Consider the following 22157-nt stretch of genomic DNA (forward strand, 5'->3'; position numbering starts at 1 on the left):
TCGATTAATCTTGTTGGCGCTTTTTTAAACCAACTAATGCTAACAAACTTGTTAACATTCCTAATCCAACGTAGGCAACCAATTTTTGGTCGTCATGACCAGTTTGTGGTAATTGACTAGCAATGCCATCAGTCTGACCTGAGTTATCTTTCTTTGGATCACCTACTGAGGTCCGTACAATAGTGGTGCTTGTCGTTGGTTTTTCTGGAGCTGGAGCTTCTGGTGCTTCGGGCGCCGTTGGTTGCTCTGGAACTGGAGTATTTGGTATTTCCGGCGTCGTTGGTTGCTCTGGAACTGGAGTATTTGGTGTTTCCGGCATCGTTGGTTGCTCTGGAGTTGGAGTATCTGGTGTTTCCGGTGTCGTTGGTGTTGGACCAACTGGAGTACCCGGTTCGTCATTTTCTGGATTAATATTTCCTGGTTTTGTCTTATAGGAAACAGTGACCATTTGGCGATTAGATGGATCATTCGGATTAATTTTAACTGCTTCTACTTCCGTGATATCCGGGGTAAGATAACCATCGACTTCAGGAGATTTAACTGCTTCCCACCCATCATGATCTGTCTGCCAACCATCACCATCAATAAGTTGACCATTTTCGTCAACATAACCAAGGAGATTGCCGTTAACCTTATCAACCAGGGCGGTCCGCTTAGCGTTCACCGTTTGTTCCTTTGAGTCCGCAACTGGTTGGTTTGTACTGTCATCAACATAATTAATGGTTCGTACATAACTATGATTTAAATGTTCATTATATGTTCCTTCAGGAAACTTGGGCCCAGTTGGGTTATCCGGATTAACGGGAGTATCAGGATCAACCGGTTTGTCTGGAGTAATGGTTACTGTATCATGTTCAACATAGATAGTGACCGTTCGTGTTCCCTTAGTAATACTACCTGGAACAGAAACATCTGGATTTGTAACTTTGTAACCAGCCTTCTGGAGTTCAGCAATGGTCTTATCAATTTGATAATTAACGGGCGTATCAACATCTTGGAGACCAGTTTCATACATGTAATTGTCCAAATCTTTATTTTCAGTTAGATCATGGACTTTAACGATTATATTTCCTTGATCTTTTGCATAAATAAAGGTTGTTACGTATTGATAAGCAGTAAATTGCCCAGTAGTTGCTCCGGCAGTCTTAACTAGGTGGTACCCATCAATTGACTTAGCTTCAGCTTGCCATTCACCAGCTGGATACCAGTGTTCACTTTCATTAAGTCCATCATTTGTTTGATCAGGGTTCGCCCCGTTAAAGGCAATCGTATCGTCAGCCGCTAATTGGTTTCCTTGTTCATCAACATACCGAACCACAACTGGCTTATTAGGTAGTAAGTACAGGTTCGTTCCTTTAGCATAGTAATTGTAGTAATCACTATTGTAATACTTACCAGTAGTACCAACATACGTGAACCCTTGCTTTTCATAATGGTTAATCAGATCACTAGTCCGCTTTTCAACATCACCATTACCGTCTTCATCAATCCGGGTGCCGTAAACCCCTTGAATGGTGAACATTCCAGGCAAACTGGTCCATTGGCGTACGATGACTGCACCATCACTTCCCTTACCCGACGTAGTGGTAACCGCATCATCATTAGTCATCACTTTTTTATATTTAAATGTTAGGTAAACATAATTAGGATCTTGGAAATAGTTTTGTGTTTGTCCCGTGATCTTACCGCCAAGGACTGGTTCTGAAACCAGTTCATAACCCGGAATATGGATTGCTGCCCCTTCATAACGTGATGCATATGGGGCTTTAACATCACCAGCTTGATGGGCAGGTGATTCAGTAGTAATCCAGTATGTTGGTAAGACCATTGAAGCAAGCACATTTCCATTATCAACATCAACATACTCCACCTTAATTGGTGAAAGCATTGCATAGTCCAACGTAATGTTAATATTTTGGTCAGTCAGTCCCGACTTCAAAGTTGCATAACCAGATGTATCAAATGTGAAGTATTGGTCTAATACTTCAGGATTCATAAGTTTGTAACCAGCATATGGGGCTTTAAAGATTTGGTAAATTTTATTACCAGTCCGGACTGCTGTTTGCTTAAATGGTTGTTTATATTCCCACTTGTTATTAGTTAACGTTTGGATTGGTTGATTATTACGAGTAACATCCCGGTAGTTAACTGTAATGTTGTAGTAACTCGGTATAGGTGTTGATTGATCTTGACTTTCATTAGTCGTAGTTTTAGCTTCTACTTGTTCAGTTTCGCGATTGTTTGCAATGGCATTATTGCTTTGATCCACACCATTATTAATCTCTTGATCATCATTTTGGTCAGCCGCCTGCTTCTGATCATTACCTTGTTTTTGAGCAGTGATAGCAGTTTCACTAGCATCGTTAGTATCTGCACTAGCGGTGTTTGCCCCACTCCACATAAACATGAAACCAATTAATACTGAAGCTACTCCCACCGTCAACTTTTTAATGGTAAATTTTTGGCGTTGAGAAACTTGCTTCTTCAAAAGCTCGTTTTTGTTATTAGATGATAACATTATTTGCTCACTCCTCTAAAATTTTAACAATAAATTTTATACGATAATTGATAAACGCTTGTCAATAGTTTCAGAGTGTATATAAATAAGGTTATATTAATAAATGATTTGACCAGGGCTTGTTAAATTTTAATAATTAAAATTATATCTATTTATTTATGCAAAATGTGTTACCTTAGGGAATGTATCATAAGGCAAAATGGGCAATCTAGAATTATCAATCATTAAAAAAATCCTGAGTTTGGCCAAGGCTCCCAAAACTCAGAATTTTTAATTTAGATCAATTAATGTGCAAGCCATTCGGCAACCTGCTGCTTAATTTCTGTAATCGTATTCTGGCCACCTACCAAATCAAACCAGTGAACATTCATTTTATTCCTAAACCAGGTTAACTGGCGTTTGGCATAGTGGCGAGAATCTAATTTAATTTTATCAATTGCCTGTTCAAGTGAAATCTCACCGTCAAAATATGGGAATAATTCACGATAACCAATCCCCTTTCCCGACTGATAATTTTTACCACCTGCCTGATATAGAGAACGAGCCTCCGCAACCAAGCCTTGATTTACCATTTCATCAACCCGCTGATTAATCCGTTGATATAACTTCTGTCGATCAGTGTTTAAACCAATTAAGTAAAAATCATTTAACGCTGGTCGCTGTTCCTGTTGTGAAAATGGGTGGCCAGTTTTTTGGATGACTTCCAAGGCCCGAATTACTCTACGTACATTTGCAACGGGAATTTGAGCAGCAGCAACTGGATCAAGCTTATTTAAATGGTTCCAAACGAATTGTCCCCCTTGTTGTTCAGCAACTTTGTGCCACTTTTGACGAATCTTTGCTGACTGTTCATCAAAGTGATCAGCCCCTAATGTCAAATTTTGGGTTAGGGATTGAAGATAAAACCCAGTTCCACCAACCACCATTGGCAAATGATGTCGGCGACTAATCTCTTGAATTTTTCGATTGGCCAATTGTTGAAAATCTGCTACAGAGAACCTATCATCAACATTCCGTATATTAATTAGGTAATGAGACACCCCTGCCATTTCAGATGGGGTAATTTTAGCAGTCCCAATATCTAAGCCTCGGTACACCTGCATAGAATCACCAGAAATAATTTCACCGTTTAATTGTTTGGCTAATTGAATGGACAGGGCGGTCTTGCCGACCGCCGTCGGTCCAACAATTCCCACAACTTTGACCATCTGCCTGCCCCTTTCTATAGATGACTGGAAATCTCCTTAAAAATCTTGCATAATGGAATCAGTAAGAACGAAAGGAGTTTCCATTATGAAACAATTTACTAAAGGTTTTGCTCTAGGGACTTTAGCAACCCTTGGAGCCGTTGCTACTGGTATTATCACATTCCATAAAACTGTAATCGAACCAATCGAAGAAACTGAAGAAAAGTTCGATAATAACCGTCGGGCAGCAAACCGTAAGGGCCGTTCTGCTCACCAAATGTAATAACCCATCATTATGATAAAAAAGGACAGCGTTCAGCTATGAGCGCTGACCTTTTTATTAATTAATCTGCATACTTAGCCTTCTTAGTCTTTCCAGACCATTTGGCATAACCATCCTTCAGGATATAGACCTTATCGAAACCACGTTTACCTAAATATGCTGCGGCTTGAGTACTTAAAGTCATTCCTTCATCATACAAATATACGGGCAAGTCCGGACGAAGTTCACCCATCTGTTGACGTAAGAAAGTCAGTGGCATTGATCGTGCTCCCAAAATGTGACCCCGATCAAACTGATTTTTAGGACGCACATCCAATACTTGGGCCTTGTGCATTCCCTTTTGAAAATCATCTTCATCAATTACCGTGGCATATTTATTACGACGCCAGCGACCAAATAAATAACTACCTAACCATACCAAGATAATCGCAATAAAAATAATGTCCAAAATCAAGGCACTAGTACTAATTGCTCCAACTACCAATTCTTTTCCCTACTTTCTCTGCATTCTAGTTGGCATTTTCTTCAAATTGGGTTGCTAATGAAGCAGCGCCAATGACACCAGCATCATTCCCCAATTCTGCTAACTTTAGTTTAGTCGATGTCCGAACAGTTGGAAAGGCAAATTTTTCAAAATTCTTTTGAACCCGGTCGAGGAGAAAATCACCTGCTGCAGAAACACCACCACCGATAACCATGTATTCTGGGTTGAGAGTGTTACTAATGTTAGCAGCTGCCAGCCCTAAGTAATAGGTAACCTTGTCAACCACCCGATTAGCTAAGTAATCATGCGCCTTGGCTAAATCAAAGACAATCTTGGAAGTAATTTCATCCCCATTGTCAATCATGGCCTTCAGCTTGGAATCACCTTCGTATTCTTCTGCCAAATCCTGAGCTAAATGGACAACCCCCGTTGCGGATGCGTATTGTTCCAAACAACCATGATTACCACAAGTACATTGGTAACCATTCGGTTCAACGATAATATGGCCAACTTCACCACCAGCACCGTTCACTCCGTGAATCAGTTTCCGGTTAGCAATTAATCCACCACCGACTCCGGTACCCAGAGTAATAAAGGCCACATCGTCACCATCATTACCAGCACCCTTCCAGCGCTCGCCAAAACCAGCGCAGTTCGCATCATTATCAAGGGCAAACTTCAAACCTGTCCCCTTCTCAATCTGTTCTTTAACTGGTTGCAGAGTCTTCCAGTTTAAATTGTAAGCACCAATTACCGTTCCCTTTTCACGGTTAACAGTCCCGGGAGTTCCCATCCCGATACCAATAAATTGATCCCGACTCATCTTATAAAGGTCAATATGGTGGTTAATTGAGTCAACAATATCAGAAACAATATGGGATCCTTCATCTAAAATATTAGTACGAATTGACCACTTTTGTTGAATTTCCCCCGCAGCTGTTAAAATTGCAAATTTGATTGTGGTTCCACCAAGATCTACCCCAATGAGTTTTTTATTTTTTGTTTCCATATAATTTCTTCCTTTCTTTTGCCATTTTTTGTTCATTCCGGTGTTCACGCTTTAACACTAACTTTGCTTGTAAAAAGAGAGCTCGATCAATTACCCCTGCCTGATAGAGGTTGTCAATTTCCAGCGCCATTAGTTCAATATCCCATAAACGTTTCCCAACATAAACAAAAACGTCAAAGCGCTTTAGAAGTTGCTGAACGTCATATAACGTTCGCAGGTGTACAATCGGTTTCATTCCTATGACACCGCCTTCCAAAACATTAAGATAATAAATACAATTAATATAGTGCCACTAAGAAAACGCTTTAGCAAGTCTATTTTGCCAATTTTTGTTGAACCTAACATCCCAGCACTTAAAAGCCCCCCAAAAAAGCCGCCCAAGTGCCCTGCTAAATCAACTCCGGGCATTAACAAGTCCGCTCCAAAATTAAAAATCACCAGGATAAAAAATTGACGGGCAATTTGACGAACTAAAAGATTGTCTCGAAAAACAATTCCTAACATAATAAAAGCCCCAAAGAGGCCAAACAACCCTGTACTAGCCCCGGCACTCACTGAATTAACCGGCTGCATCAACATACTAAACAAATTGCCGCTAACAACGCTCACTAAGTAAATTATTAGCATTCGCCAATGACCAAAGAGTGTTTCCACATACATCCCTAAAAAGTACAAGGTCAGCATATTAATTACTAAATGCTGAATACCAATATGAAGGAAACCAGCAGTTAACAATCGCCACCATTGGCCTTGTAAAATCAGCGGGGTATCCTTGGCACCTGAATGAATTAAAACCGCCAGGTTCGTTGATCCACCTTGGACTACCGTCCATAAATAACAGCCAACACAAATTACAATTAACGTAATTGTAACCGGCATTTGTCGTAAAGAATTTTTCATACCACGCCTCTATCGTTCATCACTAGCGAGATTAACCACCCGATCCATTGGAATATCAAACTCTTCTACGGCCCATTCATCCTCATCTGCCAATTGGGTGTTCAAAGCTAGCGCTAACTTAGGGCCGTGGTATTTAGTTAAATAACGGTCATAGTAACCACCGCCAAATCCTAAACGTTTTCCGGATAGCGTAAAGGCAACTCCCGGAACTACCATGAGATCAATATCATCAGGAGTAACGACCTGGCCATTGACCGGCTCTAATACCCCAAAGTGGCTCTCACTAAACTGTGTTTCCTCGGTAAGCGTTACAAATTCCATTTGACGATGAGGAAGCGTACGCGGGACCACAACTTGTTGTCCCTTATGCCGCGCATGGAGAATAATTGGTGCAGTATTAATTTCAAAAGATTGACTTAACGTAATTGCAATCATTTGAGCACTTACCCATTCTGGCTGATCGTATAATTTAGAAGCGAGCTGTTTTTCTTCTTCCAAACGGGTATTGAGATCCAATTGTTGCAGTCGAGCTATATATGCCTGACGCATTTCCTTTTTGCTGTACATGGTTATCCTCCTTGAAATAGTTAACGGGCACTATTATACCGATGATCAAATTGAATGAAAAGGCCAATGGTAGCAAAAAACGTCATGGAATGAATTCCATGACGTTTCATGCATCTACCTTACTTAGTTTCGCGATGTAAGGTAACCTTACGTTCCCGTGGGCAGTACTTCTTTAATTCGAGCCGGTCGGGATTGTTACGACGGTTCTTACTAGTTAAGTAAGTCCGTTCGTGGCATTCAGTGCATTCAAGTGTGATATTTACACGCATTGTTTTTGCCTCCAAACTTAATTTTATTTTTAACGAGAATACGTTATTTAATACGTAACCCTAACTCGTACAACTATATCATTAATTCGTAAGTTTGACCAGTTTTTTACCAAAGTTTGTTAAGGTTTTTTCCTTGACACTTTATTGACTTGTCTTATCACTTTGAACATCTTTCCAATAAGCTTGGAAAATCTGCTTAGCCATCGTCAGGTTATTTTCTCCACCTGAAGCGTTAGCAATCGCCAATGCAACCACTACTTGTGGTTTATCTGATGGCGCATAACCAGCAAAACTTAGCGTTTCAGTACTTTGTTTCTTGTAGAAGGTTTCCGCCGTCCCCGTCTTCGCAGAAATGGATGGCTTAACACTGCTTAATGACTTAGCAGTCGTGTAAGAATTCGTCCCGTGGGTAACTAAATACAATCCCCGCCGAACTAGCTCAAAATACGACTTTGGTGCTGGGATCACCTGTTGAACCTGAGGTTGTGCAGTATAGGTAATGTTTCCTAACTCACCATTGGACTTGGTTCCCCGAATTTCCTTAACAATGTATGGTTTCATCCGGTAACCACCATTTGCAATGGTCGACATGTACTGTGCTAACTGGATAGTAGTGTAACCATCGTAGTTCCCATATGATAAGTCCAGTGCAGAACCAATATTTTTCTTTTTCGATGGTCCTTTATAACCAGATACTTCCCCAGGGAGGTCAATTCCGGTCTTTTGCCCTAAACCAAACATGTTGTAGTAGTAACGCATCTTAGTGAAAATGCTTGGCTTCAAAGTCAACTGTGCGCCACTATGGTAGTTCATGCCACCTTCCTTCATTGCAATTTGCATCATGTAGGAGTTAGATGACACTTCTAGTGCTTCTGGCGCGCTTAATGCCATGCTTGCTGATCCTGATTTGTTAAACCAAGAACTCTTCACTGAGGTCCCAGCGACCTTAATTGGTGTATCCGTTAACGTATTATTCTCTGGTGTGATTACTTTTTCCATCAATCCACCCATAATTGTGGCTGGCTTGACAACTGATCCCATTGTAATGGGGTGATTGATTGCCCCAATTTGATCATCGGTCATTTTACCGGTTGATGGATTACGATCGATTCCGCCCATCGCGTAAATGGCGCCCGTATATGGATTCATAACTACGGCATAAACCCCCGTCGAGTTACCACCTGCCGGAAAGTTACTCTTGAGAATCTTTTGCACATCATTTTGGAATTTGGCATTAACGGTCAAGACCAGATTGTCACCCTTTTTACCTGGATAAGTTACTTTCGTCTTCGTGACATTATTGCCACTAGTTGTGACCTGAGTTTGTGACTTCGATCCAGCAAGAGTGGCCTGATATTGCTTCTCAAGGTAGCTTTGTCCGACATTATCATTCCGTGAATACCCTTGTGACAATAAGCTATTGACTTCATCACTCGGTAATCCGGTCGTCGAAACCGTCCCGGCTAAACTCTTAACATCTTTACCAGATGGGTAATTTCGCGACCAAGAAGTTCCAATTTTGACACCAGGCATTTCACTCAAGTGTTCACTAACTTCCGCTAGTTCCTTGGCTGATACATTCTTAGATTTAATATAGGTAGTTGAAAGTGAGTAGGCACCGCTCATTGAGCCATAAATCATTGCCTTATTCTTTTCACTCTTCGTCAGTTTAAAGTAGTGGGGGTGGCGATTTAAGTAATCAATTGCATCATCATACTGACTAGAACTATCGGTACTCTTCGCTAATTTGATTACGGTTTTTAAATGTTGTTTATCAGCTAAGTAATAATCTTGCTGATTCCGCGTTGTCAAACGACTAGTCGGTACCGTTAAATAGTTACCAAGCCGGTTGGCAATTTTGTACAAGTCATCACTATCAACATTTTGCCCCTTGGTATATGTGATAGCCTGGGTTGCCTGATTACCAACCATCACTTTACCGGTGGCATCATAGATCATTCCCCGTTGAACATTATTCGTTTGTGTCGTGGTGTCAGAACGCTTGACCTCTGCCTTGTAAGAAGCTCCGTTCAACACCTGTAAATAGAACAGTCGGACGGCAAGCGCAAGCAGTAGCAAGCCGACAATCCACAAAAGAAAGTTTAACCGAAATGGGATTGCGGACTTGGCTGTCTTATTTCGTGAGCGAGAACGAAATTTAAAAAGTCCTTTAAAGCGATTCAAAAAATTCACTTGACATTCTCCTTCATTGTTAGAAAATTCTAACTTTTCATTTTAAAGATTATCGATGGTCATTCAAGCTAATAACCAAAATTATTCCATATTAAAGTAACGGTGTTAATAATACTCCCTTTTTAAGCAAAAGTGAGTACTTTAACAGTGATTTAATTAAATTTAAAACCTTCATGATAACCAATGTTGAAAAAAGTATCCTGTTATATAATACAAGCTAGTTTATTTGAGGTGATTTTATTGTTTAAAAAACACAGCCAAATGCAATCATCATTGTTAATTGCATTCTTTATTCCGGTGATTATCATGGGGAGCTATTTTGCTTACCGACAAATGGCCCCCTTCGGTCAAAATTCGATTTTAACTGTTGACCTTGGACAACAGTACGTCGACTTCTTGGCCGCCTTTCGAAATTTAGTTCTTCACCACCCAACTAGTTTATTTTACTCCTTTTCTAAGGGGCTTGGCGGTGAAATGCTCGGTACCAATGCTTACTATCTATTTAGCCCCCTCAATCTACTTCTCTTGTTTTTTCCTGGACCGTCACTTTCATCTGGGATCCTAATCCTTGTACTGCTCAAATATGGATTCGCTAGTCTGAGCTTTTGTTGGTTAATTCAACGTTGGCACCTCCAAACACCACCCCGTAGCTGGGCCTTTGCAACGGCCTATGCCCTCATGGGGTGGATGATTGCCAATCAGTTAAACATTCTTTGGCTAGATGTTCTTTTCTTACTGCCCCTTGTAATTAACGGTCTGCTCCGTTTAATTAACAATCAGAGTCCATGGCGTTATGTTGGTTGGTTAACTCTTACCATCTTGGATAACTACTATATGGCCTGGATGGTCGCTATTTTTACTGTCCTCTTCTTTATTTGGCAAACTACTCGTCAATTTAGTAACTGGTCCCATTTGGGAAAAATTACGGGACGCTTCTGCTTCTTTTCACTCGTCAGCGGCTTACTTAGTTCTATCGTAACGCTCCCGACCATTTATGCACTAACCCAAAGCAAGGGGACCTATACGGAGCAAAAAATTAAATGGGCATTTGAATATCAGCCACTCAAGATTCTAGCTAAATTAGTGCCGGGATCATTCAATTTTGGCCAAATGCCTTCTGGACAACCAAACATTTACGTTGGCATGCTATTCATCATTGGAGCCTGTCTCTACTTCATCTACAGTCATGACCATTGGCCGGCCAAATTAACAGCATTGTTGATCTCTGCCCTGTTAATTTTCTCCTTCTGTTTTCAACCATTAGACTTACTTTGGCACCTCGGACAATTTCCCGTCTGGTACCCATCCCGTTTTTCGTTTGTTTTCTGTTTCTGGGTTCTTTACCTAGCCGCAATGACTCTAAAACCCGACCTTAAAATCAACTGGTATGTAGCGGGTGGTTTATTGATCCTCATTTGTGCAATTACAACTTATTTGTGGTTAAACAAAGCTCATTTTTCATACATCAATTCATCCCAACTGGCAATTGGTCTCTGTTTTGCTCTGATCAGCATTTGTCTACTCCTGATTGATTATCACCACGCACCTAAAATGACGGACCTACTGTTTGTCCTATTAGTTATAGTTGATGTGACAAGTAATTCGGCCATCTCACTCAATCATATCTCGTACGTATCTCAACCCGAGTTTGGTAACTATACAACTGCAATGAACCAAGCTGTTCGTAAAACCAAACAGGGGGACCATTCTTGGTACAGAATTGCTAAAAACTTCATGCGCACTAAAGATGATCCATTTCAAAGTGACTATTACGGCGGTGAACACTTTGGCTCCACAATGGAACCAGCCGTTTCAACTTTCATGGGTACAATTGGTCAGCCAGCCGGCGATGGTTTCATTACCTACTCTAATGGAACCCAAGTTACAGATTCTTTATTAGGCTTCAAATACTTTCTAACTGCCCGTCATCATGGTCAAGTGAATGGTAATCAAGTTCTACCCATTACCAGTACTAGAATGGATTGGCATCGTCTCCGCGATTATCACCACACCAAGTTAGTAAATATTAAGGAAAATCCGAACGCTCTCCCCATTGCTTTTGGGGCTAGCAAAAAAATCCTTAATTTCCATGACGTGACATTAGATCCGCTCAGCTACCAATCACAAATTTATCAATTATTAGCTGGGCAGTCAGCTAATAATCGTCTCTTTAACGTTCAAAACTTTGACCACGTGACATTCAAAAACGTTCAAAGTGCCAAACAAATTACTGGCACCACTTTTACACGCAGAGAACCGTCGCAATCCGCCAGCGTCACCCTCCACTTTACACCGCAAACCAATGACTCTTATTACATGACTCTTGGTGCAAGCGTCAAAAGTGTTGCTTCAATTAAAATTAATGGGCGCCCGCTGGATCAATATCCGACCTATCACAATACCATCGTGATTAATTTGGCTCACCAACAAAAGGGCAAATCCATTAGTATTCAATTCAAACTCAAAAAGCAGGCTTTATGGATGCAAAACGTCAGTCTGTACCGACTTAATGGTCAAGCCTTCCAGCATTCCCGCAAAGCTTTGCAAAGTGCCGGCTTACGCGTGACCAGTTACCGCGCTAATCAAATTAAAGGAACAGTAACTATACGGAAACCGCACCAATTTTTGATGACCACCATCCCTTATGCAAAGGGCTGGCATGTTAAAGTGGATAATCATTCTGTCACGCCATTTAAGGTCATTGGTACTTTCATGGGGATTCCAATGAATTCAGGGACCCATCGTGTTACCATGACTTACATTCCGCCATTGCTCATCCCAGGAACGTTGATTAGTCTAATTACCCTCATCATGTGCTGCTGGTACCAAAAACGACGACCAAATCGGCAATAATCTTAATTCCCGGAAAAGCCTTATAATACAATAACAGCCGCGCCAGTTCTGAATCAACTGAACTGACGCGGTTATTTTCAAATCCACTAATTGATTGAACTTAACGTTTGGGATACCCGACCAACCGCAATTCACCATGTAAATATTCGCCAAGGTAAATATCATCTAATCCATGATAACCAGCAGCCGATATCTGTTGTTCAACCCACTGAGCATCACGATGAATTAGTTCTAAAATATCTGTATTCAACTGGCCATCACTGATTAATGGAAATTTTACATCATGCTCATTATTTTCAATTACCACTAACTGGCCATTTTGCTCTAAAATACCACTTTTTACTCGTGCCACTTCATAGATACCTTGACTCCGTAAACGAAACATCAGATCATTTGCACTCATACCCGAACGAATGCAATTATCAACCAACACATGACCATTTTTAATCAGTAACTGTGGCTGCCCATCAATCGCAATGCGGACCCATCGATTATGTTCCTTGATGTACCGAAGAATTAAAACAATTACTGTCCAGATCAGCAGGACTAAAATAAATTCAACAATGCTAATGTCATTATCATAAATAATGCCCCCGATAATGGCCCCTAAAATATAATTTTGCACTTGGTCAAGGGCCGAGGTTGGTGCTAAATTTCCCTTACCAAGTAGATTAATTTGTAAAATCAGGCAGAGCATTCCTAAAGCAAATTTAAGAGTAATTAACAAATAAGTATTATCCATCTTTCTTGCCCCTCCTTAGTGCTTCTTAATAATTACTCGATGGTCAATCACATGCGCCCTCGTCAAAGTATAATTGTTACTGTCGGCACTTAAATTCACCCGGTAATCTTTATCCTTAATCCGGACAATGATACCATCCGTTAAAGTAGTTGAATTAACCACGACCTCACGTGTTTTCACGTGGCGATCTCTGGCAACTGCCTTCACAAAAGGAACCATCTGTGAAGATTGGGATTTTTGTGTATTTAACGATTCCAATTTGGTGTATTGTAAGCCAATAATGATCAACAGTAGCAAGGAAAAAATAATGCCTAAATCACGATACTTGGTTTCCAAACGGTGCCGAGTATATTGAACCAGCATTAACAGCATTAATCCACCCAAAATAATGATCAATGCATAGCTAAAAATGGTATTAGCTTGTTGATGATTTTCTAAATATGTCAAATTATAAAATGTCATTTTTTACCCTTAATAAAAAAATAGTGAGTAATAACACAGCTGTTATCCCCACTAAATGATCTTTCACTACTTTACTTCAATAATTTCCACGTGCATAACGCCACTTGGAATATCAATATCTACTTTTTCACCAACTTTGTGACCTAACAGTCCCTTGGCCATTGGTGATTCATTAGAAATTTTACCAGACAGTGGATCAGATTCTGATTCACCGACAATTATGTAAGTTTCTGGTTCTTCATCTGGTAACTCTTTGAAAGTTACGCTCCGTCCCATTGATACTTCATCAGCCGCCACATCGTCGTTATCAATGATCACTGCATACTGCAGCATGTTTTCGATTTGACTGATCCGGCCTTCAACAAATGCCTGCTCATCTTTAGCGGATTCATATTCAGAGTTTTCAGAAAGGTCACCATAACTCCGCGCAATCTTAATGCGTTTAATAACCTCTGGACGACGCTTCAAACGTAAATCTTCAAGTTCTTGTTCCAACTTTTCTTTACCTTCCGCAGTCATCGGAAATGTTTTTTCATCAGCCATAAATTTTTAATTCCCCTTTATTAAAAAATACCAATTGCAACATTACCATTTCGGCACCAATTTTTCAACTATTGGGGCACGATTAGTTAAACCTGATGACCCCGTTTAACTAGAATGTCGCGAACCTTAGTCGCTAACAAGTCAATAGCCACTTGGTTTTGACCACCCTCCGGAACAATGATGTCAGCATAGCGTTTCGTAGGTTCAATAAATTGATGGTACATTGGCTTAACGGTTGCCAAATACTGGTTAATCACTGAATCAAGTGAACGGCCACGCTCTTGCATATCACGTTTAATTCGGCGAATAATGCGTAAATCACTATCTGTATCCACAAAGACTTTAATATCCATTAAATCACGTAACCGCTCGTCATCAAGAATCAGAATCCCTTCCAAAATAATCACATCTTGTGGTTCAACATGGACCGTTTCAGTTGACCGAGTATATTGTTCATAATCATAAACCGGCATTTCAATGGCTTGATTATGACGCAATTGATCCAGCTGTTGAACCAGCAGCGCCGTATCAAATGCTAACGGATGGTCATAATTAACGGCCTTCCGTTCAGCCATCGACATCTCACTTTGATCATTATAGTAGGTGTCTTGCGTAATAATTTGAATTGAATTGCCATGCAATTGGTCAAAGATAGCGTGGGCAACAGTCGTCTTACCACTGCCGGAACCACCTGTGACCCCAATGATAATTGGTCGTTTTTCTTCCATTTTTGCCTCCAAATTGTTAGTGCTTCTTTGCGTGACGGTTTTCTTGCAGCCGAACTGTAATTTCGGGAACCGACTGGGATTGTTTTAATGTAAAAGTACCAGCCTTAACACCATTTGTCTTATGCGTTTGCAAATAATAGTAAAAGACATAGCGACTGCGCACTAATTCTTGTCGCTTCAATATTGTACTAACCTGCTGATCAGTACTGTTTCGTGGAATAATCACTTTTTTGGTCTTTTGACTATTTTTATTTACGGGGGTTAATGAATAATTAAAGTAACCATGAACACATACCCCCACCGCCAAAAACAAGGCTACAATCACTAAGGCCAGCAAATTTTGTTGCCGAATTTGTTTTTTTGAAAATCGGTGCATAAATTAGGCCCTTTCTATCACTTACAACAACACGAAAAGCAAGAGACCGGAAATCCTCTTTCAGCCCCTTGCTAATTTATTTATTAACGAATTTCTGCACCTAATTCTTCAGTGAGGTGTTTTTCGATCTTTGCGAATGCTTGGTTAACCGTTTCTTCCTTTAATGTTCCCTGATCATCTTGATAAGTCAGCGTGTACGCCAATGACTTCTTACCCTTTGGTAAATGAACACCAGTGTAAACATCAAAGAGGTGGATGTGCTTCAAGAAGGCACTACCACGCCGCTTAATAATTGCGACGACTTCATCATTCGTAACGGTATCATCAACTAATAAAGCAATATCACGGGTAATTTCTGGATACTTGCTAATGTGTTGATAGTGCTTATCACGAACATCCGCTGCCAATACTGCTTCCAAATTGATTTCAAAGACGTAGGTTTCATCAATCTTGTAATCTTTAGCAACATTTGGATGAACTTCACCAATAAAACCGATTACTTCACCATCTAATAAAATATTGGCGGTCCGTCCTGGGTGCATTTCTGAACGACTTTGATCGGCAACAAAAGTAATCGTCCCTGCCACTGCTAAATTATCAAGGTACTGTTCCACGATCCCCTTCATTTGATAAAAATAAACCGAACGTGCCTTTTGATTCCAGCTATCCGCAACTAAACTCCCAGTGATTGCACCAGCAACATGTTCTTGTTCCTCAGGGCGTTCGCCACCTTTTGGAATGAAGACCCGACCTTGTTCATACAGTGCCACATTGGTTACTTTTCGGGCTTCATTATAAGCAATATCGTTTAACAGGCCAGAAATAATGCTCATCCGCGTCGCCACATGATCAGAGCTCATCGGATAATCCAACTTCATTGGCTCCGTCGTGCTTGGGGTAACTTCAAACTGCTTAGCTTTATCAACCGTGGTTAAGGAATAGCTAATCGCTTGATTTAAGCCCATTCCTTCAAGAACATGGCGACTAGCCCGCAACTTCTTTTGCCGGTTGGTTAAACCACCCAGGTTCCGGGTCATCACTGGCAGGGTTGATGGAATATTGTCGTAACCATACAAACGGGCAATTTCCTCATATAAGTCAGCTGGCAGACTAATGTCCCACCGCCGCGCTGGGACATTAACTATTAACGTATCCTTATCTTTTTGAGTTGTCTCAAAAGCTAATCGATCAAAAATCGCCTTTACTTGTTCCATATCGATATTGATCCCCAGAACATGCTTAACTTTTTGTAAGGATAAGGTAATTTCTTGTGATGGATATTGCTGGTCATGACCAACCACAATGCCCTTAGTTACCTGTCCATTAGCTAATTTTTGCAGCCAATATGCTGCTTCGTCCAACGCCTGTTCAACGGTTTCTGGATTAATTCCCCGTTCAAAGCGCATTGAAGATTCACTATGTAAGTCAAGTCGTCGTGCTTGCTTTCGAACCATCACTGGATCAAAAATTGCAGATTCTAACACGACATTCGTTGTTTGATCATCAACCTTGGTGTTCTCGCCACCCATAGTTCCTGCAAGGGCCGCTGGTTGATCACCAGCAGTGACAACAATATCTTGGGCCTTAAGCGTTTGCTCTTCACCATCTAGAGTTGTCATAGTTTCACCCTCATTGGCATGCCGAACACGGATCTTGTGGCTGGGCAGCTTATCATAATCGAAACTATGTAATGGCTGTCCATACTTCAGTAAAATATAATTAGTAATATCAACAACGTTGTTAATTGGCCGAATACCGGAATTCCACAGACGAATTTGGAGCCACATCGGGCTATCCGCAATCTGAACGTTTTTAATGACCCGAAGTTTATATACTGGTGCCATTTGATCATCAGCAACCTCTGCAGAAATTAAATCAGCTGTCTTAGCATCGTCGTTTTCTGTGACCGCATGACTTTCAAAACCATTTGGCAAGTCATAGATTGCCGCAAGATCATTCACATTCCCGTAAATACTCAACATATCACCACGGTTTGGTGTGACATCAGTATCCACGATCGTATCGTCCATCCCAAGGTATGGAAAGACTGAGTCACCAATTTTTGCATCATCAGGCAAGAACCAAATGCCATCTTCATAGTCTTTAGGTGCGACCTTTTCACTAAAGCCGATTTCCTGTAATGCACAAAGCATTCCGTCAGACTCTTCACCACGGATCTTGCCTCGCTTAATTTTAACGTTGTCCGCAATCCGTGCTCCATGTAAGGCCACGATAACTTTTTTGCCTGCCTGCACATTTGGCGCGCCACAGACAATTTGAATGGTTTCATCATCACTAACCTTAACTTGGCAAACTGACATATGGTCAGAATCAGGATGCGGAACACATTCTTCCACATAACCAACAATAATTTTCTTTAAGCCGTCACTTGGGGAATAAACCGCATTAATGTCCACTGACGTCCGGGCTAATTTCTCTGCCAGTGCAGCAGGCTTAATTTTGTTTTGCGCTAGCGGCAAATATTTATTTAGCCATTGATATGATACTTTCATAGTCCACTATCCTTTCTGATCAAATTGGGTTAAGAACCGTACGTCATTTTGGTAAAAGTCACGAATATCTTCGACTCCATACTTCAACATGGCAAAGCGATCCGGACCTAATCCAAAGGCAAAGCCACCATATTCTTCGGGATCGACACCAGACATCTTCAAAACGTTTGGGTGAACCATTCCGGCACCTAGTACTTCAATCCAACCGGTATTCTTACAAATGGCGCACCCCTTACCTAAACAATTGAAACAAGTAATATCCGCTTCAACTGATGGTTCAGTAAATGGGAAATAACTTGGCCGCAGGCGAACCTTTAATTGATCACCAAATAGGTGTTGAGCCACTACTTCTAACGTTCCCTTCAAATCAGCCATTGTGACGTGCTTACCAACAACCATTCCTTCAACCTGGTGGAATTGGTGACTGTGGGTGGCATCGTCCGTATCCCGCCGGTAAACTTTACCTGGTGAAATCATTTTTAACGGGCCCTGACTAAAATCATGTTTTTCAAGCATTCGTGCTTGCATCGGCGAGGTTTGGGTCCGCATCAGGATCGAATGGGTAACATAGAAAGTATCTTGCATATCCCGTGCAGGGTGATCCTTTGGAAGGTTTAATTTTTCAAAGTTGTAAACTTCCTCTTCAACTTCATCACCAACCGCAACTTCATATCCCATATCAGTAAACAGATCTACTAATTGATCAATCACTTGCTGAATCACATGTGGTTGTCCCTGGGCAACTGGTGTCCCCGGCAATGTCACATCGAGACTTTCCTTCGCAAGCCGTGCATCCATTAATTGCTTTTCTAAAGTTGTGCGCCGTTCTTCTAACATCTTTTGTAAATCATCACGAACTTGGTTGGCATACTTCCCAACCTTTGGCCGTTCGTCGGCACTTAAGTCCTTCATCCCACGTAAGACATTAGTAATTGGTCCCTTTTTCCCTAGGAACTTGACCCGAATTTGATTAATTGCATCTAAATTCGCACTGTTCTGAATTTCATCAGCACCTTGCTGACGTAATTCCTCTAGTTTTTCCTTTAATCCCATATGATCCTCCTTAAAAAATAAAAAAGCCTCATCCCATCAAGGGACGAGGCTATCGCGGTACCACCCTAGTTTATGACAATCGTCATACACTTATAACGATTCAGTAACGGTCATCAACCGGGTACATCAATACCAGCTCTGGAAGTGAAATTCATCTTTAAAGTCTAAAAACGACTTGCAGTTTATGAATCGTTTCTCCCTGCTAGACTTACCAGACTACTAATTTCCATCATTGCTTTTCTAAAAAGTTGGTCTTATTGTAAACTAATTCCGCAACCAACGTCAAGAACTAATCACACCATTTGTCACTCCAAGTGTGAACCGCACTCATTACTGGAGCTAATTCTTGGCCCCGCTTAGTTAATGAGTATTCAATCCGGCTTTCACCAGGAAAAGTATTGCGTTGAACGATTTCTTCGTCTTCTAACTCCTTTAGTCTTTCGACTAAAACCCGATCACTACATTTATCAACGTGTGCAGCAAGATCCTTAAAACGTTGTGTGTGCTCATTTAAAAGCACTTCGATAATTAGCCCGTTCCATTTCTTCCCTAAAATTGTAAAGGTATGTTCGAAACGAGGACAGAGACAGAAATCATCCTGTTGACGATTAGAATGCTCCATAACTTGACCTCCTTTTTCTAAATATTTTACGAAAGCTTTTTATATGAACGCTTGCGAAGCCGCGATTCAACCCGAACCCGAAGTGGACTAAAGAACTCATGCTCTGCTTCATAATCATCAACTAATGAGACGATTAAACTTTCTAAGTACTTTGGCACTGCTAATGTTGCACCAAACATGTGCTTTAAAATAATGTCGCGTTCCTTATCATTGAGGTTGGTAATCTTTTCGGCGTTTCGTAAAGCCACCCGTGGGTGAATAAAAGCATGGGAACCCAAATCAAACTTCGTCGTCCGCCAATCATAATAGAACAAATCGTGTAATAATCCTGCTCGTGCAGTGCTCCGGTAATCCAGGTGCATTCGCTTGGCGATTCGGTAGCTATCGTAAGAAACGGCAATCGAATGACGGAGACGATTTGAATGGTGGTGCTGAGTATAATTGGCTAATTTTTGAACGGCAGGTTGAGCTAACAAATCCTGAACAATGGCAACATACTGGGCGTCATTTTTCCACTCATCCGGTGTTCTCATTGAGATCATTACCCCTTTTTTATTTTTAATTATATTTTACACGATTTTAAAACAAAAAGGAACATCAAACTTACTTTTCATAAGTTTAGCTTTCCTGATTTAACTGAAACATTAAAATTCCGGCCGAAACGGCAACATTCAGTGATTCAGCATTGCCCCGCATTGGGATATACAAATTGGCAGTCGTTTGGTTTAATAATTCTTCAGCCATTCCTTGACCTTCATTCCCCATTACTAATGCAAAATTTTTGCCTGGCTGAACATGACGAAAGTTTTTGGCCCGTGGATTTAATTGGGTTCCGTATACTGGATGCTGATCATCTTGGAAATCGTTAATCCACCGTTTTAAATCGGCCACCACTAACTGAAGATGAAATTGGCTTCCTTGCATAGAACGAACCACCTTAGGATTGAAGAAATCAGCAGTCCGCTTACTGGCAACAACCCCGGTAAAGCCTGTTGCATCAGCTGTTCGGACCATGGTCCCTACATTTCCCGGATCCTGCACCCGATCTAATAGCAACCACGCCCCAGCCTTAGGATTAGTAACCTGCTTTACATCTGGTATTTCTACCACAGCCACAATTCCTTGCGGAGTATTGGTTTCTGTGATGTGCTTAATAATCTCCGGTGTCACTTCATACACATTTTCGAATCGTGCTACAATGTCTTGGTGTTGGGATAGCTCTTCTGCACTCCCAATCAATGCAATCAACCGTTGATTGCTTCGACTGGCCTCTTGAACAAGATGCCAGCCATCTAATAAGTATTGGCCGAATTTTTTGCGTCCCTTCCTGGTTTGCAGTTTGCGCCAATCTTTAACGTGTTGATTATGAACAGACGTTATTTGTTCTCTCATTTAGTTTCACCTCATTTTAGTAACGCAATTATACCATTAATCAAGCGGAGGCGTTTTACAATGATTAATTATCATTTAACAGTTAGCGGGCGAGTGCAAGGAGTCGGCTTTCGCTGGAGCACCTATCAATTGGCACAAAAACTCGGGCTCACCGGTTTTGTTCAAAATCAAATGGATGGCACCGTGCATATCGTGGTTCAAGGGCCACACAATTTGGTCCGTAAATTCACCAAGCAAGTTCAGGCTGGGGTTAATCAATACGCCCGCGTAACTAACGTCAAAATTAAGCCAGGAAACTTGATCAATACCCAAACGTTTTCGATTAAGGAATCATGGTAAACTGACTGGAATTCCCCCCGTTTTTAAGGTAAGATACCTTCTGTATAATTTTAAAATAAAGGATTGAGTTTATTGAAAAAACAACGACGCTGGTTATTAGCAGGAAGCCTGCTTAGTACATTGCTCATACTTTCCGGTTGTGTACGAACCACCAAAAGCGGCAAACCATACGGAATGGTTTACGAATACCTTGCTAAACCAATGCAGCACTTAATGGAATGGCTAGCAAGTCTGATGGGCAATAATTATGGCTGGGCAATTATCGTCATCGTAATTGTCGTTCGTCTAATCCTGCTGCCAGTAATGATGAGTCAAATGAAGAAGTCGACATTGATGCAAGAAAAAATGTCAATGATTCAACCGCAATTACGAGAAATTCAGCGACAACAAAAGGCAGCCAAAACGCCTGAAGAGCAAGCGGCTGCTACCCAAGCCATGATGGCGCTGTACCGCGACAACAATATTAGTATGACTGGTGGAATTGGCTGTCTTCCTTTACTAATTCAACTACCGGTTTTTGCAGCATTATACGCTGCCATTCGTTACTCTCCTGATCTTTATCATGCTACCTTCCTTGATATTCCTCTGGGGAAGCCAAGCATTTTGTTGGCAATTTTATCTTTTGTGGCCTACCTTTTCCAAGGGTGGCTTTCAATGATCGGAATGCCAAAAAATCAGCAGGCCCAAATGCGGATGATGATGTTAATGAGTCCGGTGATGATTTTCTTCATTTCAATGACTTCATCAGCTGGTTTAGGATTATATTTCTTTATTGGTGGTCTATTTGCCATCTTGCAAACTTGGTTAATCAATGCCTACCGGCCGCACTTGAAAAAACAAATTGCTCAAGAAGTAAAAAATCGGCCAGCTCCAAAGCCGGTTGTGCATTCTCAACCAACGACTAATACCAAAGCTGATCATCAAGATACCATTCAACAATTACAAAATAAACCAGCGGCTAAGCCTAAGCGACGAAACGCTGGTAAGCAACAGCACCACCATAATTAATAATTTACGGTACTGTGTCTTTCAATCCAATATGTAAATCGACTCCAGTGTCTAAAACGTGACACTGGAGTCGATCATCTCAGGACGTGACGCCGAAGTTATCGATAGCTTCCACC

The 22157-nt window shown here is 41.0% G+C and carries 23 protein-coding genes and 1 other annotated feature; of the genes, 4 read left to right on the forward strand and 19 right to left on the reverse strand.

Annotated features, from left to right (window positions below):
- Positions 1-4: 4 nt before the first annotated feature.
- Together AC1EKL_RS01730 and miaA are read right to left on the reverse strand one after the other, a co-directional pair.
- Entirely contained in the window at positions 5-2518 is a 2514-nt protein-coding gene (locus AC1EKL_RS01730; RefSeq protein ID WP_480189913.1) for a mucin-binding protein, read from the reverse strand.
- 284 nt (positions 2519-2802) lie between these two features.
- On the reverse strand, positions 2803-3726 hold the full coding sequence (gene miaA, locus AC1EKL_RS01735; RefSeq protein WP_480190178.1) for a tRNA (adenosine(37)-N6)-dimethylallyltransferase MiaA: 924 nt from the start codon (positions 3724-3726) through the stop codon (positions 2803-2805).
- Between the two features lie 85 nt (positions 3727-3811).
- Here miaA and AC1EKL_RS01740 point away from each other — a divergent pair, with 85 nt between their 5' ends.
- Positions 3812-3988 (forward strand): DUF3042 family protein, encoded by a 177-nt coding sequence (locus tag AC1EKL_RS01740; protein WP_295728320.1) that lies wholly within the window; start codon positions 3812-3814, stop codon positions 3986-3988.
- 61 nt (positions 3989-4049) lie between these two features.
- Here the strand turns inward: AC1EKL_RS01740 and AC1EKL_RS01745 are convergent, their stop codons facing one another.
- The 7 genes from AC1EKL_RS01745 to AC1EKL_RS01775 form a co-directional block, all read right to left on the reverse strand.
- Positions 4050-4472: a rhodanese-like domain-containing protein gene (locus AC1EKL_RS01745; RefSeq protein WP_480189234.1), complete on the reverse strand. Its 423-nt coding sequence runs from the start codon at positions 4470-4472 to the stop codon at positions 4050-4052.
- 25 nt (positions 4473-4497) lie between these two features.
- A complete protein-coding gene (locus tag AC1EKL_RS01750) occupies positions 4498-5481 on the reverse strand; it encodes an ROK family glucokinase (RefSeq protein WP_480189235.1) in 984 nt (327 codons plus the stop codon).
- Positions 5465-5716: a YqgQ family protein gene (locus AC1EKL_RS01755; RefSeq protein ID WP_480189236.1), complete on the reverse strand. Its 252-nt coding sequence runs from the start codon at positions 5714-5716 to the stop codon at positions 5465-5467. Before AC1EKL_RS01755 ends, AC1EKL_RS01750 begins: the two co-directional genes overlap by 17 nt.
- A 2-nt stretch (positions 5717-5718) precedes the next feature.
- Positions 5719-6381 carry a rhomboid family intramembrane serine protease gene (locus tag AC1EKL_RS01760; protein ID WP_480189237.1) on the reverse strand — a complete coding sequence of 221 codons (663 nt, stop codon included), beginning with the start codon at positions 6379-6381 and terminating at the stop codon, positions 5719-5721.
- Positions 6382-6390: 9 nt separating this feature from the next.
- Positions 6391-6948, reverse strand: coding sequence for a 5-formyltetrahydrofolate cyclo-ligase (locus AC1EKL_RS01765; RefSeq protein WP_480189238.1), 558 nt, complete (start codon positions 6946-6948; stop codon positions 6391-6393).
- Positions 6949-7067: 119 nt separating this feature from the next.
- A complete protein-coding gene (gene rpmG, locus AC1EKL_RS01770; protein WP_006916314.1) occupies positions 7068-7217 on the reverse strand; it encodes a 50S ribosomal protein L33 in 150 nt (49 codons plus the stop codon).
- Between the two features lie 141 nt (positions 7218-7358).
- Positions 7359-9410 carry a peptidoglycan D,D-transpeptidase FtsI family protein gene (locus AC1EKL_RS01775; RefSeq protein WP_480189239.1) on the reverse strand — a complete coding sequence of 684 codons (2052 nt, stop codon included), beginning with the start codon at positions 9408-9410 and terminating at the stop codon, positions 7359-7361.
- Positions 9411-9671: 261 nt separating this feature from the next.
- On the opposite strand from AC1EKL_RS01775, the gene AC1EKL_RS01780 reads away from it, so the two are divergent.
- A complete protein-coding gene (locus tag AC1EKL_RS01780; RefSeq protein WP_480189314.1) occupies positions 9672-12263 on the forward strand; it encodes a YfhO family protein in 2592 nt (863 codons plus the stop codon).
- Positions 12264-12363: 100 nt separating this feature from the next.
- Here AC1EKL_RS01780 and AC1EKL_RS01785 read toward each other — a convergent pair whose 3' ends face one another.
- The 10 genes from AC1EKL_RS01785 to AC1EKL_RS01830 all read right to left on the reverse strand — a co-directional run bounded on the left by AC1EKL_RS01785 (position 12364) and on the right by AC1EKL_RS01830 (position 20694).
- Positions 12364-13005 carry a DUF421 domain-containing protein gene (locus AC1EKL_RS01785; RefSeq protein WP_480189240.1) on the reverse strand — a complete coding sequence of 214 codons (642 nt, stop codon included), beginning with the start codon at positions 13003-13005 and terminating at the stop codon, positions 12364-12366.
- Between the two features lie 15 nt (positions 13006-13020).
- The gene (locus AC1EKL_RS01790) at positions 13021-13467 is read right to left on the reverse strand and encodes a DUF3290 domain-containing protein (protein ID WP_480189241.1); all 447 of its coding nucleotides are present in this window, start codon (positions 13465-13467) and stop codon (positions 13021-13023) included.
- Between the two features lie 66 nt (positions 13468-13533).
- The gene (gene greA, locus AC1EKL_RS01795; protein WP_480189242.1) at positions 13534-14010 is read right to left on the reverse strand and encodes a transcription elongation factor GreA; all 477 of its coding nucleotides are present in this window, start codon (positions 14008-14010) and stop codon (positions 13534-13536) included.
- A gap of 86 nt (positions 14011-14096) precedes the next feature.
- Entirely contained in the window at positions 14097-14738 is a 642-nt protein-coding gene (gene udk, locus AC1EKL_RS01800; protein WP_480189243.1) for a uridine kinase, read from the reverse strand.
- Between the two features lie 16 nt (positions 14739-14754).
- Positions 14755-15114: an endolytic transglycosylase MltG gene (locus AC1EKL_RS01805; RefSeq protein WP_480189244.1), complete on the reverse strand. Its 360-nt coding sequence runs from the start codon at positions 15112-15114 to the stop codon at positions 14755-14757.
- Between the two features lie 83 nt (positions 15115-15197).
- Positions 15198-17627: a phenylalanine--tRNA ligase subunit beta gene (gene pheT, locus AC1EKL_RS01810; RefSeq protein WP_480190179.1), complete on the reverse strand. Its 2430-nt coding sequence runs from the start codon at positions 17625-17627 to the stop codon at positions 15198-15200.
- A gap of 6 nt (positions 17628-17633) precedes the next feature.
- Entirely contained in the window at positions 17634-18680 is a 1047-nt protein-coding gene (gene pheS / locus AC1EKL_RS01815; RefSeq protein ID WP_480189246.1) for a phenylalanine--tRNA ligase subunit alpha, read from the reverse strand.
- A 36-nt stretch (positions 18681-18716) separates the two neighbouring features.
- Positions 18717-18922 (reverse strand) — a binding site (T-box leader).
- A 47-nt stretch (positions 18923-18969) separates the two neighbouring features.
- A complete protein-coding gene (locus AC1EKL_RS01820; protein WP_464465349.1) occupies positions 18970-19302 on the reverse strand; it encodes a winged helix-turn-helix transcriptional regulator in 333 nt (110 codons plus the stop codon).
- 26 nt (positions 19303-19328) lie between these two features.
- On the reverse strand, positions 19329-19835 hold the full coding sequence (locus AC1EKL_RS01825) for an HD domain-containing protein (protein ID WP_006916325.1): 507 nt from the start codon (positions 19833-19835) through the stop codon (positions 19329-19331).
- Between the two features lie 85 nt (positions 19836-19920).
- Positions 19921-20694 (reverse strand): TrmH family RNA methyltransferase, encoded by a 774-nt coding sequence (locus AC1EKL_RS01830; protein WP_480189247.1) that lies wholly within the window; start codon positions 20692-20694, stop codon positions 19921-19923.
- Between the two features lie 60 nt (positions 20695-20754).
- On the opposite strand from AC1EKL_RS01830, the gene AC1EKL_RS01835 reads away from it, so the two are divergent.
- A complete protein-coding gene (locus AC1EKL_RS01835; RefSeq protein WP_480189248.1) occupies positions 20755-21033 on the forward strand; it encodes an acylphosphatase in 279 nt (92 codons plus the stop codon).
- A 63-nt stretch (positions 21034-21096) separates the two neighbouring features.
- Positions 21097-22041, forward strand: a complete 945-nt coding sequence (yidC, locus tag AC1EKL_RS01840; protein WP_480189249.1) for a membrane protein insertase YidC — start codon at positions 21097-21099, stop codon at positions 22039-22041.
- The last annotated feature ends 116 nt before the right edge of the window (positions 22042-22157 follow it).

The sequence above is a fragment of the Limosilactobacillus sp. C0001E2 genome (assembly GCF_056590915.1).

Coding starts and splice junctions, on each gene's coding strand:
- AC1EKL_RS01820 (WP_464465349.1), bottom strand. CDS start 19,302: ATGGAGCATTCTAATCGTCAACAGGATGATTTCTGTCTCTGTCCTCGT.
- AC1EKL_RS01780 (WP_480189314.1), top strand. CDS start 9,672: ATGCAATCATCATTGTTAATTGCATTCTTTATTCCGGTGATTATCATG.
- miaA (WP_480190178.1), bottom strand. CDS start 3,726: ATGGTCAAAGTTGTGGGAATTGTTGGACCGACGGCGGTCGGCAAGACC.
- AC1EKL_RS01790 (WP_480189241.1), bottom strand. CDS start 13,467: ATGACATTTTATAATTTGACATATTTAGAAAATCATCAACAAGCTAAT.
- AC1EKL_RS01765 (WP_480189238.1), bottom strand. CDS start 6,948: ATGTACAGCAAAAAGGAAATGCGTCAGGCATATATAGCTCGACTGCAA.
- AC1EKL_RS01830 (WP_480189247.1), bottom strand. CDS start 20,694: ATGAGAGAACAAATAACGTCTGTTCATAATCAACACGTTAAAGATTGG.
- pheS (WP_480189246.1), bottom strand. CDS start 18,680: ATGGGATTAAAGGAAAAACTAGAGGAATTACGTCAGCAAGGTGCTGAT.
- AC1EKL_RS01825 (WP_006916325.1), bottom strand. CDS start 19,835: ATGAGAACACCGGATGAGTGGAAAAATGACGCCCAGTATGTTGCCATT.
- AC1EKL_RS01730 (WP_480189913.1), bottom strand. CDS start 2,518: ATGTTATCATCTAATAACAAAAACGAGCTTTTGAAGAAGCAAGTTTCT.
- AC1EKL_RS01760 (WP_480189237.1), bottom strand. CDS start 6,381: ATGAAAAATTCTTTACGACAAATGCCGGTTACAATTACGTTAATTGTA.
- AC1EKL_RS01835 (WP_480189248.1), top strand. CDS start 20,755: ATGATTAATTATCATTTAACAGTTAGCGGGCGAGTGCAAGGAGTCGGC.
- AC1EKL_RS01755 (WP_480189236.1), bottom strand. CDS start 5,716: ATGAAACCGATTGTACACCTGCGAACGTTATATGACGTTCAGCAACTT.
- greA (WP_480189242.1), bottom strand. CDS start 14,010: ATGGCTGATGAAAAAACATTTCCGATGACTGCGGAAGGTAAAGAAAAG.
- pheT (WP_480190179.1), bottom strand. CDS start 17,627: ATGAAAGTATCATATCAATGGCTAAATAAATATTTGCCGCTAGCGCAA.
- rpmG (WP_006916314.1), bottom strand. CDS start 7,217: ATGCGTGTAAATATCACACTTGAATGCACTGAATGCCACGAACGGACT.
- AC1EKL_RS01740 (WP_295728320.1), top strand. CDS start 3,812: ATGAAACAATTTACTAAAGGTTTTGCTCTAGGGACTTTAGCAACCCTT.
- AC1EKL_RS01805 (WP_480189244.1), bottom strand. CDS start 15,114: ATGCACCGATTTTCAAAAAAACAAATTCGGCAACAAAATTTGCTGGCC.
- AC1EKL_RS01785 (WP_480189240.1), bottom strand. CDS start 13,005: ATGGATAATACTTATTTGTTAATTACTCTTAAATTTGCTTTAGGAATG.
- AC1EKL_RS01750 (WP_480189235.1), bottom strand. CDS start 5,481: ATGGAAACAAAAAATAAAAAACTCATTGGGGTAGATCTTGGTGGAACC.
- udk (WP_480189243.1), bottom strand. CDS start 14,738: ATGGAAGAAAAACGACCAATTATCATTGGGGTCACAGGTGGTTCCGGC.